We start from the raw sequence: 19096 nt of genomic DNA, 5'->3' as shown, positions 1-19096 counted from the left end.
GCCCCGCTGGCTACACCGGCAACGCCATGTAGAACTGGGTGCCCTGCCCCGGGCGGGAAAACACGCCCATTCGGCCGCCGTGCAGTTGCACGATCTCCTTGCACAACGCCAGGCCCAGCCCTGCACCGCCCTTCTTGCGCCCCACCTGCACAAAGGGCTCGAAGATACGCCCCTGCTGCCCATAGGCGATGCCCTCACCGTTGTCCTCGACGCTGATAATCACGCGCTCGACATGGCGCCTTGCGTGCAGGCGTATGCGGCCACCACTGGGGGTATGGCGCACGGCGTTGTGCAGCAGGTTGTCCAGTACCCGGTCGAGCTGGGCGACATCGGCCTGGATGCGAGGCAGCGGCAGCTCCAGTTCCTTGATCAGCTCGATCTGCTTGTGTGCGGCCTGTTCGGCAAAACGCAGATGCGCGCGCTCCAGCAGCTCATCGATGGCGCAAGGGGCGAGTTCGAGCTTCTGCAAGCCGCTCTGGTAACGAGAGAAGTTCAGCAGGTCGTTGATCAGCTGGGTCAGGCGCTGCATTTCTTCGCCGATGGTTTCGAGCAGGTCGTACTCGCGCGCCTCGGGTGGAAACTTCACCCGCTCACGCAGCAGGCCGAACGCCATGTGCATGCCTGTGACCGGTGTGCGCAGTTCGTGCGAGGCGCGCAGAACGAACTCGCTGCGCACGCGCTCGAAGGCCCGCTGCTCGGTCACATCGTGCAGCACCATCACCGCGCCCAGAATCGGCCCCTGAGGGTGGCTGACCGGTGTCAGGCTATAGGTCAGCAGACGGGTTTCTTCATCGACGTCGATGTTCAGGTCGTCTGGCGGGCGATCGAGGCTGCCACCGCGCAGCACTTGGCGCAGTTGCTGCTCCAGCTCCGGGCGCTGCAAGGCTTCGGCCAGGGTGCTGCCAAGGCGGCTGTCGTTCCAGCCCAGCTGGCGTTGGGCCACAGGGTTGAGGTGTTCCAGGCGGCCCTGCCGGTCAATGATCAGCAGGCCATCGTCGATGCTGTCGAGCACGGCCTGCAGGCGTTGCTGGCCGGCCAGCAGCTCATCGACGTTGGTGGCCTGGTGCTTGCGCAAGGCGTCGGCCATCAGCCCGAAGCGACGGGTCAGCTGGTTGAGCTCGCTGGCCTGGGTGACTGGCAGGGTGACGTCGAAGTTGCCCTTGCCGAGTTGGTCGGCCGCCTTGGCCAAGGCTTCGATCGGTTGGCCGAAGCGTCGCGCGATGTTGTGCGCGGTGACAAAGCCCAATACCAGTATCGCCAAGCCCATCAGGCCGAGCACGCCGCTGATCAGCAAGGCGCGATCACGGGTACGTTCTTCACTGCGGGTGATGTGTTCCAGCGCCTGTTTGTGCGAATCGATGAGGTCGGTGCGTAGCTGGTTGAAGGCTGCCCCCAGTGGCTCGTCGCTGCCCATGCTGCGCGCAGGTGCTGGGCTGTCGCGGTAGGCCTGGAGGAAGGTCTGGTAATTGCTGCTGGCCTTACTGAAACCGGTGCGTTCACCGCCTTGTTCGAGCCCTTGGTCGAGCAGCGCCTGGAAGTTGTCCTGCAACAGCCGCAGGTTCTGCGGCGCGGTGTTCTCATCGAGTATCAGGGTCAGCTGTTCGCCGAGGTTTTGCCGCAGTTTCAGTCCCACTTCCAGCGCGTGGGTGGTGTCCCGTACCAGCTGCTGCTGCACCGTGGCCATCTGCAGCACGCTGACCAGCCCCAGCATCAGGCCCAGCAGGGCCACTGTGACCAGCGCCGAAATGCTGAGGAAAAGCCGCGTGCGCAGCTTCATCTGCCACTTCATAGGTTGTACTGCTTGCGTTTGCGATACAGGGTCGAGGCATCGATGCCCAGGGTCTTGGCGGCCTGGTCGAGGGTATCGCTGGCGGCCAGCACGGCGCCGATGTGCGCGCGCTCCAGCTCATCCAGGCTCAATGCCGCGCCCACGCGGGGTGCGTTGCCTGCCGGCTGTTCGCCCATGCCCAGGTGGCTGATCTCCACGCGTTCCTGCGGGCAGATGATGCTGGCGCGCTCCACGACGTTGCGCAGTTCACGAATGTTGCCGGGCCAGCGGTAGTTGAGCAGGGCAGCCCTGGCCTCATCGCTGAAACCACGGGCGGGCCTGGAGTATTCCTTGACGAAGCGGGCCAGGAAACGATCGGCCAGGGTCAGGATGTCTTCGCTGCGTTCGCGCAGGGGCGGCAGGTGCAAGGTGATGACGTTGAGGCGGTACAGCAGGTCTTCGCGGAAGCGGCTTTCGCGCACCATCTCTTCAAGGTTGAGGTTGGTGGCGGCGAGAATGCGCACATCGGCCCGGCGGGTGACCGGGTCGCCGACACGCTCATACTCCTTGTCCTGGATGAAGCGCAGCAACTTTGGCTGCAAGGTCAGCGGGAAGTCGCCGATTTCATCGAGGAAGAGCGTGCCCCCGTCGGCCTGGCTGACGCGACCAAGGGTGCTCTCGCTGGCGCCGGTGAAGGCGCCGCGGGTATGGCCGAACAGCTCGCTTTCCATGAGTTCGGCATTCAGCGACGGGCAGTTGATGGTGACGCAGGCTTTGCGCGCCCGCTTGCTCCAGCCATGAATGGCACGGGCCAGTTCACCCTTGCCGGTGCCGGACTCGCCGAGGATGAGGATGTTGGCGTCGGTGGTGGCCACCTGACGCGCGGTTTCCAGCACCGCCATCATGGCCGGGCTGTGCGAGTCGAGGCCGTCCTTGGGCTTGCGCACCTCGCCTTCAAGGGCTTCGAGGCGCGCCGACAGTTGGCGCACTTCCAGCTGCTTGGCGGTCGCCAGGCGCAGTTGATCGGGGCTGCAGGGTTTGACCAGATAGTCGGCGGCACCGGCCTGGATGGCATCCACCGCCGTGTCGATCGCCGAATGCGCGGTCACGATCACCACTCGCATCCACGGGGCTTGGATACGCATCTGGGCCAGCACGTCGAGGCCGTTGTCCTCGCCCAGGCGCAGGTCGAGGAAGCACAGGTCGAACACCTGGCGTTGCAGCAGGGTTTCGGCCTGCGCGGCGCTGTTGGCGGTGGCCACGCTATAGCCTTCGTCTTCGAGGCAGTAGCGGAAGGTGCGCAGGATCGCGGACTCGTCATCCACCAGCAGAATGCGGCCTTGCTTGTCCTGGGCTGATTCCATTTCCTGCGCTCCTTAGGATAGATCTTCAATTAGTGTGGGAAAAATCGGGCAAGTTGCATGGTCAATTCTGAAGGATTCTGTCCTTTGCATGCTAGCCAATGGCCAAACAATGCCCTTGAGCCGCGATATCTCGATGATTTGCTTAGAGGTGCGCGATGGCACATTGGTTGCGACTATTTTCTGTTTTTGCCAACAAAGGAGGCATAGCCATGCCCTTTTTCCCACGACTGGCCGTGTTGGCGGCCACTTTGCTGCCGGTCTTGACCCCGGCATTTGCTGACCCTGTGCAGGACGCCCGCCTGGAGGGCTCACTGCAAACCGCCCTGTCGCTCAACCGCATGCTCAACCCCTTTCGTATCGAGGTGGTGGTGGATGGCAAGCAGGCGCGGCTATCGGGTGAGGTCGAAAACGCTGTCGAGCGCCAGTTGGCCGAGCATGTCGCCTTGGCCACCCGCGGCATCGAACAGGTCGACAACCAGTTGCAGGTCAATGCTCAGCTGGTGGAACGCCCGCTCGAGCTGCGGGCCTATGCCCAGCGGCTGGAGGACGCAACGTTGGCGGCGGTGATACGTGCACGGCTGCTGTGGAGCCGCACCACCGAGAAGGCGCCTATAGAAGTGCAAAGCAGCGAAGGCGTAGTGACGCTGCGCGGCAGGGTCGACAGCGCAGAGGCCAAGGAGTTGGCCGGCGTAGTGGCGCGCACCACCGACGGTGTGCACCTGGTCAACAACCTGGTCAGCCTGGACACCGCCGCCATGGCCAAGGCACGCGACAACCCGGTAGGCGCGCCGACCGGGCCGCAACCTAGCGACAGCTGGATCGTCGACAAGATCCAGAACAGCTTCCGTTTCAGCCGCAACCTCGATGGCCTGAACCTCAAGGTCGCCAGTGAGGAGGGCCTGGTGCGGCTGTCGGGCGAAGTGGTCAGCAGCGAGCAGAAAACCATTGCTGTCGAGATTGCCCGGCAGATCATTGGCGTGCGCGGTGTGGACGCCGATCTGCTCAAGGTGGCGACCAAGGTCGAGGGCTGATCGTGCAATTCGCACGACGCCCCAGGGGCCATCGTGCAGGATACGTCCTTCGGTGCAATGTGTGATTGGTTTAAGTGTTTGATTTAAAAGGATTTTTTATTGATACAAAGGCTGGCATGCAGGCTGCAATTACCTGTTCAGGTTTGAACAACAATTACAGCAGGAGGAGCCGGCATGAACCGCCAATCCGTCAACCGCTCGCAGAACGTCGCACTGCCTTTGCGCCAGTTCCTGTTACTGGGGATGGCGCTGCTGCTGACCTTGGCCGCTGGCCTCTTCTACTACAGCTGGCAGACCGCGCGTCTGGCGGAGCAAGTGGCGGCACAGACCGCACTTCTGACGCAGATTCAGGCAACCCGTGCCACCAGCCTCGTGAAGGCGGCCGACCCGCTGCCATCGAGCAATGCCACCGCTTCACCGGCCACCTTGGAAAACGTCGTACCACAGGATCGCTGGGTGTTCTGAGCCTGTGCTGTACCCCAAAGCCGGATTGATTTCAAAAAAGAAAGGAGAACCACCATGCTGAGTTGGGCTATCACTTTCCTCATCATCGCCATTGTCGCCGCCGTACTGGGCTTCGGTGGTATCGCTGGCGCGGCCACGGGTATCGCGAAGATCCTGTTCATCGTCTTCCTGGTCCTGTTCGTAGCCTCCTTCTTCTTTGGACGTGGTCGAGGTTGAAGATGCGCAGGAAGCTTTGCACAGCCCTGGCTGCCGCCTGCTTGCTGGGCGGCAGTGCAGCGGCGATGGCGGCCAATGACGGCCAGGTCCGGGTCGATCAGTTGCTCGGCTCGGACCCTGAATACCAGGAAACCTGGCAGGACACGATCAAGGGCGAGGAGCGCTTGCCCGATTGGGTAGTCAACCTCACCGGCAGTGCCCAGGAGCAGATGTCGGCAGTCACCGAGGACGGCGACCAGTATCTGGTCGGGCCCTTGTGTGAAACGGCGCAAAACTGCACCTACAAGCGTCTGATCGTGGCGTTTAGCTGGGACAAGGACCAAGCCTACGGGATGCTCGTAGAGGTGCCCGAAGCCTTGCCGAGCGACAAGTCGCCTACCCGTCATGCGCAATACCGCTTTATTGGCGAACCGGATGATGGCATGCAGGCGATGTTGCGCGAGCAACTCAAGCGTGACCCGAAGTGGTACTGAGCTTTTATAAGCCGTTACCGATGAACGGTTATGCGCTGTCACGTAATAGAAGCTGAACCTTTTTATATTTCAGCCTTCTATGATGCGCCGCCCCGAGGAGGGGCAGCACATGACCAAGGGGCCGGGCTGTTCTGACTGTTGCAGGGTCGGAGTGGCCTAGGGGTACAGGGAGTGCCTCCAGCAATGGGTCGGGTCAGGAAAGGCGGAATCGGAAGCCTCAGGTCGGTGGTGTCATCAGGGATACCCTGTGCCGACCTGACTTCCGAGGAGCCAACGAGGAACAGTCAAGGCAATCAGGCAAATTACCCTTCTTGCGTGTTTTTCCCTCAAAGACACATTTTGTCTCGACCGTACATCAACTTTTTTTCGCCCGCCAGGGTCCCCTCGCAAGTGGCATTTCGGCCATTCGGATTGTCGAACAAGCCATCTAGCCCCCTCCGAAGACGCTGCCAAATCTGCCTAAAAATGGCGCTTTGGTCTTGTTCGGGATTCCGAACGTTATAAATCAAGCACTTGCGACATGCCATTTTTAGCGTAAATCATTATGCAGTTTCGGCATGGGGTATACGTTTCAGGCATTAGATTTCCCCCTTTCCCATCGCAATAGTTGCCGCCTTTTCGCTGGCCCGAGCGCCCAGTCGCTCGCTCGCGGTGTCCTTACATGAGGCCACCGGACGGAAGCTTTTCGCTCACCGTGACGTTGCCAACGGCTCTGTTACGCGCGTTTTCGTCCGGCGCCCATGACCACTAGAACAAAGGGTAAAGACATGAAGAAGGCAAAACTGAGCCTCGCCTGGCAGATCGTGATCGGTCTGGTCCTGGGCGTTGCAATCGGCGCGCTACTGAATCATTTCAGTGCAGAAAAGGCATGGTGGATCAGCAACGTCCTCCAGCCCGCTGGTGACATCTTCATTCGCCTGATCAAGATGATCGTCGTCCCGATCGTGATCTCGTCGCTGATCGTGGGCATCGCCGGAGTTGGCGACGCGAAGAAACTGGGCAGCATCGGCCTCAAGACCATCATCTACTTCGAGGTGGTGACCACCATCGCCATCGTCGTCGGCCTGGTGTTGGCCAACCTGTTCCACCCGGGTGCCGGCATCGACATGAGCACCCTGGGTACCGTGGACATCTCCAAGTACCAGGCCACTGCGGCCGAAGTGCAGCATGAGCATGCATTCATCGAAACCCTGCTCAACCTGATCCCGTCGAACATCTTCGCGGCGCTGATGCGTGGCGAAATGCTGCCGATCATCTTCTTCTCGGTGATGTTCGGCCTGGGCCTATCGAGCCTTCAGGCAGAGCTGCGCGACCCGCTGGTGCGTACCTTCCAGGCCGTGTCGGAGACCATGTTCAAGGTCACCCACATGATCATGAACTACGCCCCGATCGGCGTGTTCGCCCTGATCGCCGTCACCGTCGCCAACTTCGGCTTCAGCTCGCTGCTGCCGCTGGCCAAGCTGGTGCTGCTGGTGTACTTCGCCATCGCCTTCTTCGCCTTCATGGTGCTGGGCCTGGTGGCACGCGTGTTTGGCTTCTCGGTGATCAAGATCATGCGCATCATGAAAGATGAGCTGATCCTGGCCTACTCCACCTCCAGCTCCGAAACCGTGCTGCCGCGGGTGATCGAGAAGATGGAGAAGTACGGCGCGCCGAAGTCGATCTGCTCGTTCGTGGTGCCGACCGGCTATTCGTTCAACCTCGACGGTTCGACCCTGTACCAGAGCATCGCGGCAATCTTCATCGCCCAGCTGTACGGCATCGACCTGTCGTGGAGCCAGCAGCTGCTGCTGGTGCTGACCCTGATGGTCACCTCCAAGGGTATTGCCGGCGTACCGGGCGTGTCGTTCGTGGTGTTGCTGGCGACCCTGGGCAGCGTGGGCATCCCGCTGGAAGGCCTGGCCTTCATCGCCGGTGTCGACCGCATCATGGACATGGCCCGTACTGCGCTGAACGTGGTCGGCAACGCCCTGGCCGCGCTGGTCATCGCACGCTGGGAAGGCATGTACGACGCTGCCAAGGGCGAGCAGTACTATGCTTCGCTGATGGCCGACAAGCAGGGAGCTGTGGTGGTTGGCGAAGCCGCCAAGCGCTGAGCTGATGCGTTGAACAAAAAGCCCCGACTTGTCGGGGCTTTTTGTTGTGTGGCGGATTGTGGGGGGCGCGTTGCGCCCCTTTCTAGGGACTGCGTCTTGCGTGGGCGCCTGCAATCTCCGTTATCATTCGGGCACTTTTCAGGGGGAACAATCGGATGCTCAACGGCCTTTGGCTCGGCTTTTTCCTGGTGGCGGCCGTCTCCGCCCTGGCCCAGTGGCTGATCGGCGGCAACGCCGGCATCTTCGCCGCCATGGTCGAGAGCATCTTCGCCATGGCCAAGCTGTCGGTGGAGGTGATGGTCCTGTTGTTCGGTACCCTGACCCTGTGGCTGGGCTTTCTGAAAATCGCCGAGAAGGCCGGTATCGTCGAGTGGCTGGCCAAGGTCCTCGGCCCGCTGTTCGCCAGGCTGATGCCCGAGGTGCCGCCGGGGCACCCGGCCCTGGGCCTGATCACCATGAACTTCGCGGCCAATGGCCTGGGGCTGGACAACGCGGCCACGCCGATTGGCCTTAAGGCCATGCGCGCGCTGCAGGAGCTGAACCCCAGCAGCAGCACCGCAAGCAACGCACAGATCCTGTTCCTGGTACTCAATGCGTCGTCGCTGACCCTGTTGCCGGTGACCATCTTCATGTACCGCGCGCAGCAAGGCGCGACCGACCCGACGCTGGTATTTTTGCCGATCCTGCTGGCTACCAGCGTGTCGACCCTGGTGGGCCTGCTGTCGGTGGCGGTGATGCAGCGCCTGCGCCTGTGGGACCCGGTGGTGCTGGCCTACCTGATCCCCGGTGCGTTGCTGTTGGGCTGCTTCATGGCCTTTCTCGGCACCTTGTCGGCCGCTGCGCTGGCGGGCCTGTCGTCGATCCTGGGCAACCTCACGCTGTTCGGTGTGATCATCCTGTTCCTGGTGATCGGTGCGCTGAAGCGGGTCAAGGTGTACGAAGCCTTTGTCGAAGGCGCCAAGGAAGGCTTTGATGTGGCCAAGAGCCTGCTGCCCTACCTGGTGGCCATGCTCGTGGCAGTCGGCGTACTGCGCGCCTCGGGCGCGCTGGAGCTGGCGCTGGACGGCATTCGCCATGCGGTGAACTGGATGGGCATGGATACCCGCTTCGTCGAAGGCCTGCCCACCGCGCTGGTCAAGCCGTTCTCGGGCAGTGCAGCGCGGGCCATGTTGATCGAGACCATGCAGACCCACGGTGTGGACAGCTTCCCGGCACTGGTCGCGGCGACCGTTCAGGGCAGTACCGAGACCACCTTCTATGTGCTGGCGGTGTACTTCGGTGCCGTGGGCATCCAGCGGGTACGCCACGCGGTCGGTTGCGCCCTGCTGGCCGAATTTTCCGGCGTGGTCGCGGCGATCTTGGTCTGCTACTGGTTCTTCGGCTGAGCCTGGACCTGAGCTTGGGCCTGCGTGGCCTGGGCGACGGTCCAGCTGACTACCTGCCCGACCAGTTGGTCGCTGGCGCCGCCGAAGCCTGCCACCACTGCCGAAACCTCCCTGGCGGCCAGCGGTTGGCGGATCTCGAAGCGTTTGCTGGCGAGGATACGCTGACTGCGCCCTTGGACCAGACGCGCATCGTAGCGAATCACCACCTCCACTGCCCCGTCCGGGCGGTACTCACTCTGAAACGCCTGCAGCTCGCCGGCCAGCTCGTAGTCGGCCTGCAGGTTGCTGTCATCGGCGCTCAGGCGTTGAACCTGGCCGTCACGCTGGAAGCCATCGAGCAGGCGGTTGCGTAGCAGTACTGGCGCGGCGTCGCTCCAGCGTGCGCCCTTGTAGCTGCTGACCACGTCTCCCTGTGGGATCACCGCGATCCGTGGGCCGGCCAGTACTTCGCTGGCCAGCGGTTTGTTAAGCCGCAGCGACCAGTCCAGCGGCGCGGCAACGCGGCTGGGTTGGTTCACCGGCAGGCGATACAGGTCCACAGGTTCGCTTTGCGGCAGGATTGAGCAGGCACTGGCCAGGCTCACCGCGGCCGCCAGGGCCAACAGGCGCAGCGATGCTTTCATGGCTGGAACTCCTTGTTGTTGTCGCGTCCGAGCAGGTAGCCGCTCGGGTCGGCCTCCAGCTGCCGGGAAATGCCCTTGAGTGCGTTGAGGGTTTCGCGCAGCTCGCGGATGGCGGGGGTTAGCTGGTTCAGGCCCTGGGCACCGTCACCGATGGCCTCGCTGTTGTTCTTGAGCAGCGCATTGATGGTCGCCGTGCTTTCGGCCAGCGACTGCATGGCCTGCTCGGCGCTGCCGATGGCCTGTTTGCCCTCGCTGCCGAGCAGGCTGTTGGCGTTGCGCATCAGCGCCTGGGTTTCGGCCAGGGTGGCGCTGGCCTGTTTGCCGACCTGCACCAGCTGCGTGATGGCCTCGGCAATACTGCCGTGCTGGCCGGCGAAGGCACCGGTGGTCTTGTCGAGATTGGCCAGGGTGCTGCTAAGGTGGCCGATGTTGTCTTCCGAGAACATCAGGTTGGCGTTGTGCAGCAGCAGGTTGATGTTGGTCACCAAGTCGCTGCTGTCGTTGAGCAGGCGCGAGATTGGCGAAGGCGAGGCGATGATCACTGGCAGCTTGCCATCCTTGCCCTTGAGCTCGGGGCTATGCGGCGTGCCGCCGCTGAGCTGGATGAACGCGTTGCCGGTGACCCCGGCCAGGGTCAGCTTGGCCTGGGTATCCTCCTTGACCGGCGTGTCGCCGCTCAGCCGTACCCGGGCCAGCACGCGGCGAGGGTCCTTCGGGTCCAGGCGCAGGGTCGACACGTCGCCCACCTTGATGCCGTTGTACTGCACCGGGCTGCCGCGGGACAGGCCCGAGACGGCTTCGTTGAACACCACTTCGTAATCCTTGAAGGCATCGTCGACACTGGACTTGGTCAGCCACAGGCCAAACAGCATGGCACCGGCCACCACCAGGACGGTGACCAGGCCGATGAGGACGTGATGTGCTCGGGTTTCCATCGTTCAGCGCTCCTGGCCCGGGCGGGCGGCGGCCTGTTCGGCTGCGCGCCCGCGTGGGCCGTGAAAGTATTCTTGAATCCAGGCGTCGTCGGCTTGCTCGACCTCGGCCAGGGGGCCGGCCACCAGGACCTTTTTCTGCGACAGCACCGCCACTCGGTCAGTGATGGTGTAGAGGGTGTCCAGGTCGTGGGTGATGAGAAACACCGACAGGCCGAGTGCGTCGCGCAGGGTCAGGATCAACTGGTCGAACGCGGCGGCGCCGATCGGGTCGAGGCCTGCGGTGGGCTCGTCGAGGAACAGGATGTCCGGGTCCAGTGCCAGGGCACGTGCCAGCGCTGCGCGCTTGATCATGCCGCCGGACAGCGAGGCGGGGTATTTGTCGGCAGCCGAGATGGGCAGGCCGGCCAGGGCCAGCTTGACCCCGGCCAGGTGCTCGGCGTCGGCGCGGGACAAGCCGGCGTGTTCGATCAGCGGCAAGGCGACGTTTTCGGTGATGGTCAGCGACGAGAACAGCGCGCCCTTCTGGAACAGCACGCCGAAGCGTCGCTCGACCAACGAACGCTGTTCTTCACGCAACTCGGCCAGGTCCTGGCCAAATACCTTGATCTGCCCCTCGTTAGGCCGTCGCAGGCCGATGATGCTGCGCAACAGCACCGATTTGCCGCTACCCGAGCCACCGACCACGGCAAGGATCTCGCCCCGGTACAGGTTCAGGTCGAGGTTTTCATGCACGCTCTGGCTGCCGAAGCGGTTACAGATGCCCCGTGCCTCGATCACGGTTTCCCGGCCGCTCACCAGCCCATCTCCATGAAGAACAGTGCCGCCACCGCATCCAGCACGATGACCACGAAAATCGACTGCACCACTGCCGAGGTGGTGTGGGCGCCCACGGACTCCGCGCTGCCGCTGACCTTGAAGCCTTCCAGGCAGCCGATGGCGGCGATCAGGAAGGCAAAAAACGGTGCTTTGGCCAGGCCGACGAGGAAGTGCTGCACACCGATGTCGGTCTGCAGCAGCGACAGGAACATGGCGGGTGAGATATCCAGCGACAGGGCACACACCACCGCGCCGCCGACGATGCCGCAGATCATCGCGAGGAAGGTCAGCAGCGGCAACGAAATCAATAGCGCCAATACCCGTGGCACCACCAGCAGCTCCATGGGGTTGAGGCCCAGGGTGCGGATGGCGTCGATTTCTTCGTTGGCCTTCATCGAGCCGATCTGCGCGGTGAAGGCACTGGCCGTGCGGCCGGCCATGAGGATGGCGGTCAACAGCACGGCAAACTCACGCAAGAACGAGAACGCCACCAGGTCGACGGTGAAGAGGGTCGCGCCGAATGCGGCCAGCACCGTTGCGCCCAGAAACGCCACCACCGCGCCCACCAGAAAGGTCAGCAAGGCGACGATGGGCGCAGCATCCAGGCCGGTCTGTTCGATGTGCGCCACGACCGGCGTAAGCCGCCAGCGGTGGGGCTGGAAGGCCCGGCGCAGCAAGGTTTCGAGAATCAGGCCGACGAAGCCGAGCAACTGCCGGGTGTCTTGCCAGAGGGTGCTGACGGCACGGCCGATACGCTCGAGCAGCAACAGCAGCACCGGGCGTTCGGCCTCCTTGACCGGAATGCAGTAGTCCTGCACCGAGCAGTACACGGTCTTGAGCAGGGCACGGCTGGCGTCGGGCAGGCCATCGGTGCAGTGCGACAGGCGTTCGGCACCGAGCAGTTCGGCCAGCAGCGAGGCGCCGGCGGTGTCGAGGCGGCCCAGTTGGCTGAGGTCGGCAACGGCGTCGTTGCTGCATTGCGTACGCAGGCGTTCGCTGTCGCGCTTGAGGCTGGCATAGTGGGCCAGGGTCCAGTCACCGGTAATACGCAGGCAGGGCGGTTGGTGGCTGGTGTCCAAGGTGGCGCTGGGGGGTGTCATAGGCTCCATGCAACTGACTCGGCGCTAAGGCTTAGGGGCTGATCATAGCGCAGAGGGCATGGGGCGGTTTATTGATTGTGTGCTCAAACCAGGAAGCTATGGGCTCGGCGCATCGTCGACCACTTTGAACCGCAGCACCCCGATCACCTGGCCGTCCTCGGTCAGTACCCTCACCTGCCATTTACCGACCGGGTTAGGCGGGAAGTTCTGCTTGTGGGTCCAGGCCCGGTAGCCTTCCTTGCGCCCGCCATGAATATCCAGCGCAATCCGGTCTACTTCCTTGCCGTCTTTTTGCCACACGTGGTAAATGCGCTCGTTCAGGCCCCGGGGGGCGTTGACCGAGGTGTACGCATACAGCCCGCTGGTCTTGATGCGGCTGGCGGCAATCTCGTCCAGTGACTCGCCGGGCTGGCGATTGAGCACTTCGGTGCTGACGGCCACTTCGGTCATCCACAACGTCGCCGGTGGTACCCACGAGCGCAGCAACCACCCCCCGCCGCCCACCGACAGGGTCACCAGAACCAGCGCCACGCCGCGCCGCCAGGTATTGACCGGGAAGCTGCTGGCCAGGCTCGGGAACGACAGGGCCATGGCAATGATCAACGCCAGCTTGAAGCTTTGCGCGGTGGTCAGGTGAAGAATGATCGGCAGCGCGGTGAGCAGCGCCGCGAACAAGGTCAGCGTGTGCAGCGCGAGGAACAGCCAGCGCCGCGGCGCCAACCACTTGTAGTACAGCGGGTCGACGATCGAGATCAGCCCGGCGGCGGCGAGCAGGCCGGTGAATACCAGTTGGCCGCTGTTCCAGGTGGTGGTGATGAAGAAGAACGGCAGGACGAAGAACAGTGTTTCCTGGTGGATCATCTGCGTCGCGTAGCGCAGCAACGGTTGCGGGATCTCACGGTTGAAGGTGCGGGCGAACAGGCCGGTGAGGGTGTTTTCCAGCATCAGCCAGACCCAGCTGACCAGCATCAGGATCGCCACCCAGCTGGCCAGGCCGGCCTGGCGGTCGACCAGGATGAAGCTGCCGATGCCGGAGAGGAAGCCTCCGAGCGCGATGATGCCGGGGTAGCGTTTAAGCAGTTCGATGACGCGCTGGACGATGCGGGGAATTGGGGGCATGGGTCTACAACAGGGAGAGATAGGGTGGCTGTGCCGGCCTCTTTTCGGGCAACCCCGTGAAGAGGCCGGTACTGGCTAAAGGATACCGCCGAATCACGCTTTGCGTGTAGCACCGCTCGGTGGTTGCGGGGTATGCCGGCGCCAACGCAGCAACCCGGCCGCCAGGATCAGCCCCAGCAGCAAGGCGAGTAACCCGTACAGCTCGTCATAACCCAGCAGGGGCTTCTCGATGCGCAGGTAGCCCTGGTCCTTGAGCAGTGCCTGCAACGCTTCGTTGGCCTGCGCCAGGCTGACCTGCCGCAACTTTCGCACCGGGTTGGCAAAGCGCCCGTCGTTGTAGTCGTTCAACGCCCCCCAGTAGTAGTCGGCCAAGGCGCTGTTGCCCTGGGTGCTCCAGCTTTCCCGGGCCATGCTGGCGCCCTTGATGCGGGCGAAGGTATCCGGGTCGAGGCCTTCCTTGCGCAGGTGGTCGAACAACCCCTGCATCACCTTGACCGCCTGGTCGACGTCGTCGCGTTCCAGGTCGGCGTTGAGGCTGAGCATGCCGCTGTCACCGAAGCTCTCGCGCTGTACCGACGGCCCGTAGGACAAGCCCTTGCGCAGGCGCAGCTGGTCGTATAGCGCCCAATCCAGGTAGCGTGACAGCAGGTCGAGGGTCGGCTGATGGTCGTTGTCCAGCACCGGCTCGATGAACAGCCAGTGCAGCTTGACGCTGTCGCCCAGCCAGCCGCGAGTCAGGTCGCGGCGTTGCTCGGCCTGCTGGCTGATGCTTTCGAGGTTGCGGCGCTCTTCCGGCTCGGTGGCAGGCAGCTCGCCAAAGGTGCGCTCCAGGTACGCCGGCAGCAGGCGGTCGAGGCCGCCGACCATGATCAGGGTCATGTTGTTGGCCGCGTACCAGCGGTCGCGCAAGGCCTGCACCTGCTCCAGGGTCATGTCGTCGATGTTCGAGCGCTCGGCACACTTGAGGCCCAGTTCGGTCGCCAGTTGGTCACTGGCAGGGTGGCCGATGTCCTGGCGGTCCAACCAGCGTTGCAGGTGACCATAGTGGCCGCCGTCCTCGCGCTCGATGATCCTTTTCGCCGTGGCCAGGGCCTTGGCGTCGATAGGGGTGTCGCGGATCACCGCCAGCAGCAGGTCGAGCACTTTACGCTGGTTACGCGCAGGTGCCTCGATCACGAACGTGGTGTCGGCGCTGCTGGTATAGGCGTTCCACTCGCCACCCAAGGCTTGCAGGCGCTCTTCCAGTCCGCCCTCGCCGGTTTCGTCGATACCGCTGAACAGCAGGTGCTCGAGCAGGTGTGGCAGCTCCTTCTGCTCACAGTCGAAGTCATCCAGGCCAACCCCGACCACCAGGCGGATGGCCACGTGGTCACGTTCATAGCCGTCCTTGAGGATGACCTGCAGACCGTTGGGCAACAGGTACCCCTCTACCCGCGAGCGGTCGAGGGCCAGGGTGGGCAGGCTGCAGATCAGCAGGCAAACGAACATCAGGCAACGCATGGGCGAGCTTGGCTCTCCTGGTAGGCGAAATCACGGCAAGCGGGCTTCGTCCGGCACAGTGTCGAGCATCAGCCCGCCGGTGTCCGAACCGCCTAGTACCACATAGGCACTGCTGCAGAACAAAGAGTTCAACCGCTTCATGTCGGCAATCAGCTCCAAGTGTAGCGAACTGGTCTCGATACTTTGCACCACCTTGCGTTGCAGGCGGCTGACATGCGCGTGGGCAAGGCGCCTTTCCTGCGCACGGAAACGGCGTTTTTCACGCAGCAGCAGCTGTGCGCTCTCGGGGTCTGCGCTGAGAAACACCGACAGGCCGAGGCGCAGGTTCGACAACAGCTGTTCTTGCAGGCCGGTCAGTTCCTCCAGGCCGACCTGGGAAAACGCCCGGCGTTGGCTGGTTTTCTGCTGCTGGACCTTGCGCAGCATGCGCTCGACCAGGTCGCAGGCCAGCTTGAGGTTGATCGCCAGTTCGATGATTTCGGCCCAGCGCCGGTTGTCGCGCTCGCTGAGGTCCTCCCGCGTCATTTGCGCCAGGTACAGTTTGATGGCGCTGTACAAGGCCTCGGCGTCCTCGGCCAAGGCGCGCACCTGCTGTGGCAGGGCTGTCTGGGTGCCGCGCAGGGCGCCCAGCATGGCTTCGAGCAGGTTGTCGACAATATCGCCCAGGCGCAGGGTCTCGCGGGCGGCATTGGCCAGTGCCAGGCTGGGGGTGTCGAGCGCCGAGGCATCGAGGTGGCGAGGGCGCACTTGGCCGTTGCCGTTTTCGCGTTCGGGCAGCAAGCTGTTGCACAGCCGGCCCATAGGTTTGACGGTGGGCAGCATGATCAGGCAGCGCAAGGTGTTGTAGAGCAGGTGGAAGCCGATCACTAGCTCCTGAGGGCTGAAGCTCAGTGTGTCCATCCACGTCACCAGTGGGTGCAGCACCGGAATGATCAGCACCAGGCCGATCAGCTTGTACAGCAAGCTGCCCAGGGCCACACGCCGCCCGGCGGCGTTCTGCATGCTGGTGCTGATGAACGCCAGCAAGCCGCTACCGATGTTGGCACCGACCACCAGGCCGATGGCCACCGGCAGGCTGATCAGTTCGGCGCCGGCCAGCGTCGCGGTGAGCAGCACGGCCGCCAGGCTGGAATAGGAAATCATGGCAAACAGCGCGCCGACCAGGGCATCGAGCAAGATGTCGCCGGTCAGCGAGGCGAACAGCACTTTCACCCCCTGGGCATGGGTGATGGGTGCAGCGGCCTGCACGATCAGCTCCAGGGCCAGGATGATCAAGCCAAGCCCGATCCCTACCCGGCCCAATTGGCCGACCCGGGTCTGCTTGCGGGAAAGGAAGAAGATCACCCCTAGAAAAATCAGCAGCGGTGACAGCCACGACAGGTCGAAGGTCAGCACCCTGGCCATGAGCGCGGTGCCGACATCGGCGCCGAGCATGATCGCCAGGGCTGGCGTCATGGCCATCAGGCCCTGGCCGACGAAGGATGTGACCAGCATGGCGGTGGCGTTGCTGCTCTGCACCATGGCGGTGACGAGGATCCCGGCGATGAACGCCAGGGGGCGCTTGTTCATGTTCTGGCTGATGATGCGGCGCAGGTCGGACCCGAATACCCGCAGAATGCCAGTACGCACGATATGTGTACCCCAGACCAATAGCGTCACGGCCGAGAGCAGGTTGAGCAGGGTCAGCATGGCGAAGCCCCCTGTTGCCGATGGCCCATGCGGGCCAAGAAGTGGAGCGTGGGCGCTTGAGAAATTTCAGTGCCCACTCAAAGCTTTAGTTGTTTTGTGCAGTTGTTGCCAGCTTCGCATGGCTGTCACTCATTTGAAACACACCGCGCATCAATCATTGCCCTGTATTACTGTGGCCGCATAAACGAAAAAGGGCCCCGAAGGGCCCTTTTCTGCAACGCGCTTCCTGGGTTTATTGACCCGGAATGTCCTTGCGCAGTTTCACCGGATCATGCTCTTTGCCATCCTTGCCATCCTTGCGTGATGAGGCAGTGCGCATACGGATGTTGATCGCTTCCACCGCCAGCGAGAACGCCATGGCGAAGTAGACGTAGCCTTTTGGCACATGCACGTCGAACGATTCGGCGATCAGTACCGTACCGACCACGATCAGGAACGACAGCGCGAGCATCTTCAGCGAAGGGTGCTTGTCGATGAAGTTGCTGATGGCACCGGCGCACAGCATCATCACCAGCACGGCGACGACGATGGCGGCGATCATCACCGGCACATGGGACACCATGCCCACTGCGGTGATCACCGAGTCCAGCGAGAACACGATGTCGATGATGGCGATCTGGATGATGGTGTAGAAGAACTTGCCGCCCGCGCCTTTGGGCTCGTCGCTGCTTTCGTCTTCACCTTCCAGGCCGTGGTAGATCTCCTGCGAGCTCTTCCACAGCAGGAACAGGCCACCGAAGAACAGGATCAGGTCGCGCCCGGAGATGCCATGGCCGAAGACCTCGAACAGGTCGGCAGTCAGGCGCATGACCCAGGTGATCGACAGCAGCAAGAGGATGCGCGTGACCATGGCCAGGGCCAGGCCGAAGATCCGGGTACGTGGCTGCATGTGCTTGGGCATGCGGCTGACCAGGATCGAAATCATGATGATGTTGTCGATCCCGAGCACGATCTCAAGCGCGGTGAGGGTGAAAAAGGCAACCCAGATTTCCGGGCTGGTCAGCCATTCCATGTGTATTCCTTCGAGCGATAAAGGCGACGCGCCCGGACAAGGGGCGCGTCGCGGTAGTGTAATACGTGTTTATTAAAGACTACTGAACAGCGGGAAAATGCCCATCAGCAATGCGGCGAGCATTATGCACAGGCACACCAGAACTGCCCACTTCAAGGTGAAGCGCTGGTGGTCGCCGAATTCGATGCCGGCCAGGGCCACCAGCAGGTAGGTGGAGGGTACCAGGGGGCTGAGCAGGTGTACCGGCTGGCCGACGATCGACGCACGGGCCATCTCGACCGGGCTGATGCCATAGTGGCTGGCCGCTTCGGCAAGCACCGGCAACACGCCGTAGTAGAAGGCGTCATTGGACATGAAGAAGGTGAACGGCATGCTCACGATCGCGGTGATCACCGCCAGGTACGGGCCCATTGCATCGGGGATGACCGCCAGCAGGCTCTTGGACATGGCATCGACCATGCCGGTGCCCGACAGGATGCCGGTGAAGATACCTGCGGCGAAGATCAGCCCGGTGACGGCCAGCACGCTGCCGGCATGGGCGGCAATGCGATCTTTCTGCTGTTGCAGGCAGGGGTAGTTGACGATCATGGCGATGCTGAAGGCGATCATGAACAGCACCGGCAGTGGCAGTACGCCTGCGATCAGGGCAACCATCAGGGCTGCGGTCAGGGCGCCGTTGAAGTACAGGAGCTTGGGGCGACGCGCATCCGGGTACTGCGAAACGGTGATTTCGCTGTGGTCGATGTCGTCGGTCGGCAGGTGCAGTTCACCCAGACGAGCACGCTCGCGTTTGCCGTACATATAGGCAATGGCCAGGATCGCCAGCACGCCGAACAGCATCGCCGGGATCATCGGCACGAAAATGTCCGATGGGTCCACGTGCAGGGCACTGGCGGCGCGGGCGGTCGGGCCACCCCACGGGGTCATGTTCATCACGCCGCCGGCGAGAATGATCAGCCCGGCCATGATCCGCGGGCTCATGCCCAAGCGGCTGTACATCGGCAACATGGCGGCGCAGCAGATCATGTAGGTGGTGGCGCCGTCACCGTCGAGCGAGACCACCAGGGCCAGCACGGCGGTGCCCACCGAGACTTTCAGCGGGTCACCTTTGACCAGCTTGAGGATCTTGCGCACGGCCGGGTCGAACAGGCCAGAGTCGATCATCAGGGCGAAATAGAGAATGGCGAACATCAACATCACGCCGGTGGGCGCGAGCTTGCTGATGCCGTCGAGCATCATCGGGCCGATTTTGGCGGAAAAACCACCGAACAGGGCGAACAGGATCGGTACCAGGATCAGCGCGATCAAGGCCGACAGGCGCTTGGTCATGATCAGGTACATGAAGGTGATGACCATGGCAAAGCCGAGGAAGGTCAGCATGGCAATACTCCAGGCGTGGCGCGGCGAAAGGACAGTCGATTCTGGCGGATCAGCGCGTCGGGCGCTGCGCAGGGAGCTTGCGAAGGGGCACTACGAGAAGGCGGGCACAGGAATACATCAGAAT

At 62.9% G+C, this 19096-nt stretch carries 17 protein-coding genes; 6 read left to right on the top strand and 11 right to left on the bottom strand.

The features are described 5' to 3' along the window. Nucleotides 1-10: 10 nt before the first annotated feature. On the bottom strand, nucleotides 11-1789 hold the full coding sequence (locus HU770_RS11075) for a KinB sensor domain-containing domain (RefSeq protein WP_186663672.1): 1779 nt from the start codon (nucleotides 1787-1789) through the stop codon (nucleotides 11-13). Next, nucleotides 1786-3132, bottom strand: coding sequence for a sigma-54-dependent response regulator transcription factor AlgB (algB, locus tag HU770_RS11070; RefSeq protein ID WP_186655300.1), 1347 nt, complete (start codon nucleotides 3130-3132; stop codon nucleotides 1786-1788). Before algB ends, HU770_RS11075 begins: the two co-directional genes overlap by 4 nt. A gap of 209 nt (nucleotides 3133-3341) precedes the next feature. Between algB and HU770_RS11065 the strand changes: the two genes are divergently transcribed. The 6 genes from HU770_RS11065 to HU770_RS11040 all read left to right on the top strand — a co-directional run bounded on the left by HU770_RS11065 (nucleotide 3342) and on the right by HU770_RS11040 (nucleotide 8798). Beyond that, a complete protein-coding gene (locus HU770_RS11065) occupies nucleotides 3342-4163 on the top strand; it encodes a BON domain-containing protein (protein WP_186663671.1) in 822 nt (273 codons plus the stop codon). 174 nt (nucleotides 4164-4337) lie between these two features. Beyond that, nucleotides 4338-4628, top strand: a complete 291-nt coding sequence (locus HU770_RS11060) for a hypothetical protein (protein WP_033702541.1) — start codon at nucleotides 4338-4340, stop codon at nucleotides 4626-4628. A 54-nt stretch (nucleotides 4629-4682) separates the two neighbouring features. Next, nucleotides 4683-4844: a DUF1328 domain-containing protein gene (locus tag HU770_RS11055; RefSeq protein ID WP_003252966.1), complete on the top strand. Its 162-nt coding sequence runs from the start codon at nucleotides 4683-4685 to the stop codon at nucleotides 4842-4844. A 2-nt stretch (nucleotides 4845-4846) separates the two neighbouring features. Continuing rightward, nucleotides 4847-5317 carry an inhibitor of vertebrate lysozyme family protein gene (locus HU770_RS11050; protein WP_186655295.1) on the top strand — a complete coding sequence of 157 codons (471 nt, stop codon included), beginning with the start codon at nucleotides 4847-4849 and terminating at the stop codon, nucleotides 5315-5317. Nucleotides 5318-6084: 767 nt separating this feature from the next. After that, entirely contained in the window at nucleotides 6085-7413 is a 1329-nt protein-coding gene (gltP, locus tag HU770_RS11045; RefSeq protein WP_186655293.1) for a glutamate/aspartate:proton symporter GltP, read from the top strand. 155 nt (nucleotides 7414-7568) lie between these two features. Then, nucleotides 7569-8798 carry a spore maturation protein gene (locus HU770_RS11040; protein WP_033702545.1) on the top strand — a complete coding sequence of 410 codons (1230 nt, stop codon included), beginning with the start codon at nucleotides 7569-7571 and terminating at the stop codon, nucleotides 8796-8798. Here HU770_RS11040 and HU770_RS11035 read toward each other — a convergent pair. The 9 genes from HU770_RS11035 to HU770_RS10995 all read right to left on the bottom strand — a co-directional run bounded on the left by HU770_RS11035 (nucleotide 8780) and on the right by HU770_RS10995 (nucleotide 18972). Continuing rightward, nucleotides 8780-9421: an ABC-type transport auxiliary lipoprotein family protein gene (locus tag HU770_RS11035; RefSeq protein WP_095065507.1), complete on the bottom strand. Its 642-nt coding sequence runs from the start codon at nucleotides 9419-9421 to the stop codon at nucleotides 8780-8782. The genes HU770_RS11040 and HU770_RS11035 overlap by 19 nt on opposite strands. Next, nucleotides 9418-10356: an MlaD family protein gene (locus tag HU770_RS11030; RefSeq protein WP_033702547.1), complete on the bottom strand. Its 939-nt coding sequence runs from the start codon at nucleotides 10354-10356 to the stop codon at nucleotides 9418-9420. Before HU770_RS11030 ends, HU770_RS11035 begins: the two co-directional genes overlap by 4 nt. A gap of 3 nt (nucleotides 10357-10359) precedes the next feature. Continuing rightward, the gene (locus HU770_RS11025) at nucleotides 10360-11151 is read right to left on the bottom strand and encodes an ATP-binding cassette domain-containing protein (protein WP_186655291.1); all 792 of its coding nucleotides are present in this window, start codon (nucleotides 11149-11151) and stop codon (nucleotides 10360-10362) included. Beyond that, nucleotides 11148-12281, bottom strand: a complete 1134-nt coding sequence (locus HU770_RS11020; RefSeq protein ID WP_186655280.1) for an MlaE family lipid ABC transporter permease subunit — start codon at nucleotides 12279-12281, stop codon at nucleotides 11148-11150. Before HU770_RS11020 ends, HU770_RS11025 begins: the two co-directional genes overlap by 4 nt. 87 nt (nucleotides 12282-12368) lie before the next feature. Continuing rightward, nucleotides 12369-13391 carry a DUF5924 family protein gene (locus HU770_RS11015; protein WP_186655278.1) on the bottom strand — a complete coding sequence of 341 codons (1023 nt, stop codon included), beginning with the start codon at nucleotides 13389-13391 and terminating at the stop codon, nucleotides 12369-12371. 93 nt (nucleotides 13392-13484) lie between these two features. Continuing rightward, nucleotides 13485-14891, bottom strand: a complete 1407-nt coding sequence (locus tag HU770_RS11010; protein ID WP_186663670.1) for a pitrilysin family protein — start codon at nucleotides 14889-14891, stop codon at nucleotides 13485-13487. Nucleotides 14892-14921: 30 nt separating this feature from the next. After that, a complete protein-coding gene (locus tag HU770_RS11005) occupies nucleotides 14922-16580 on the bottom strand; it encodes a Na/Pi cotransporter family protein (protein WP_186663669.1) in 1659 nt (552 codons plus the stop codon). 232 nt (nucleotides 16581-16812) lie between these two features. Continuing rightward, on the bottom strand, nucleotides 16813-17592 hold the full coding sequence (locus tag HU770_RS11000; RefSeq protein WP_186655270.1) for a TerC family protein: 780 nt from the start codon (nucleotides 17590-17592) through the stop codon (nucleotides 16813-16815). A gap of 72 nt (nucleotides 17593-17664) precedes the next feature. Continuing rightward, nucleotides 17665-18972: a CitMHS family transporter gene (locus HU770_RS10995; RefSeq protein ID WP_186655266.1), complete on the bottom strand. Its 1308-nt coding sequence runs from the start codon at nucleotides 18970-18972 to the stop codon at nucleotides 17665-17667. Nucleotides 18973-19096 lie beyond the last annotated feature (124 nt).

The organism is Pseudomonas sp. SWRI68, assembly GCF_014269165.1.
In the GTDB taxonomy this organism is placed as follows: Bacteria; Pseudomonadota; Gammaproteobacteria; order Pseudomonadales; family Pseudomonadaceae; genus Aquipseudomonas; species Aquipseudomonas capeferrum.
This window is presented reverse-complemented; position numbering and strand designations above follow the sequence as displayed.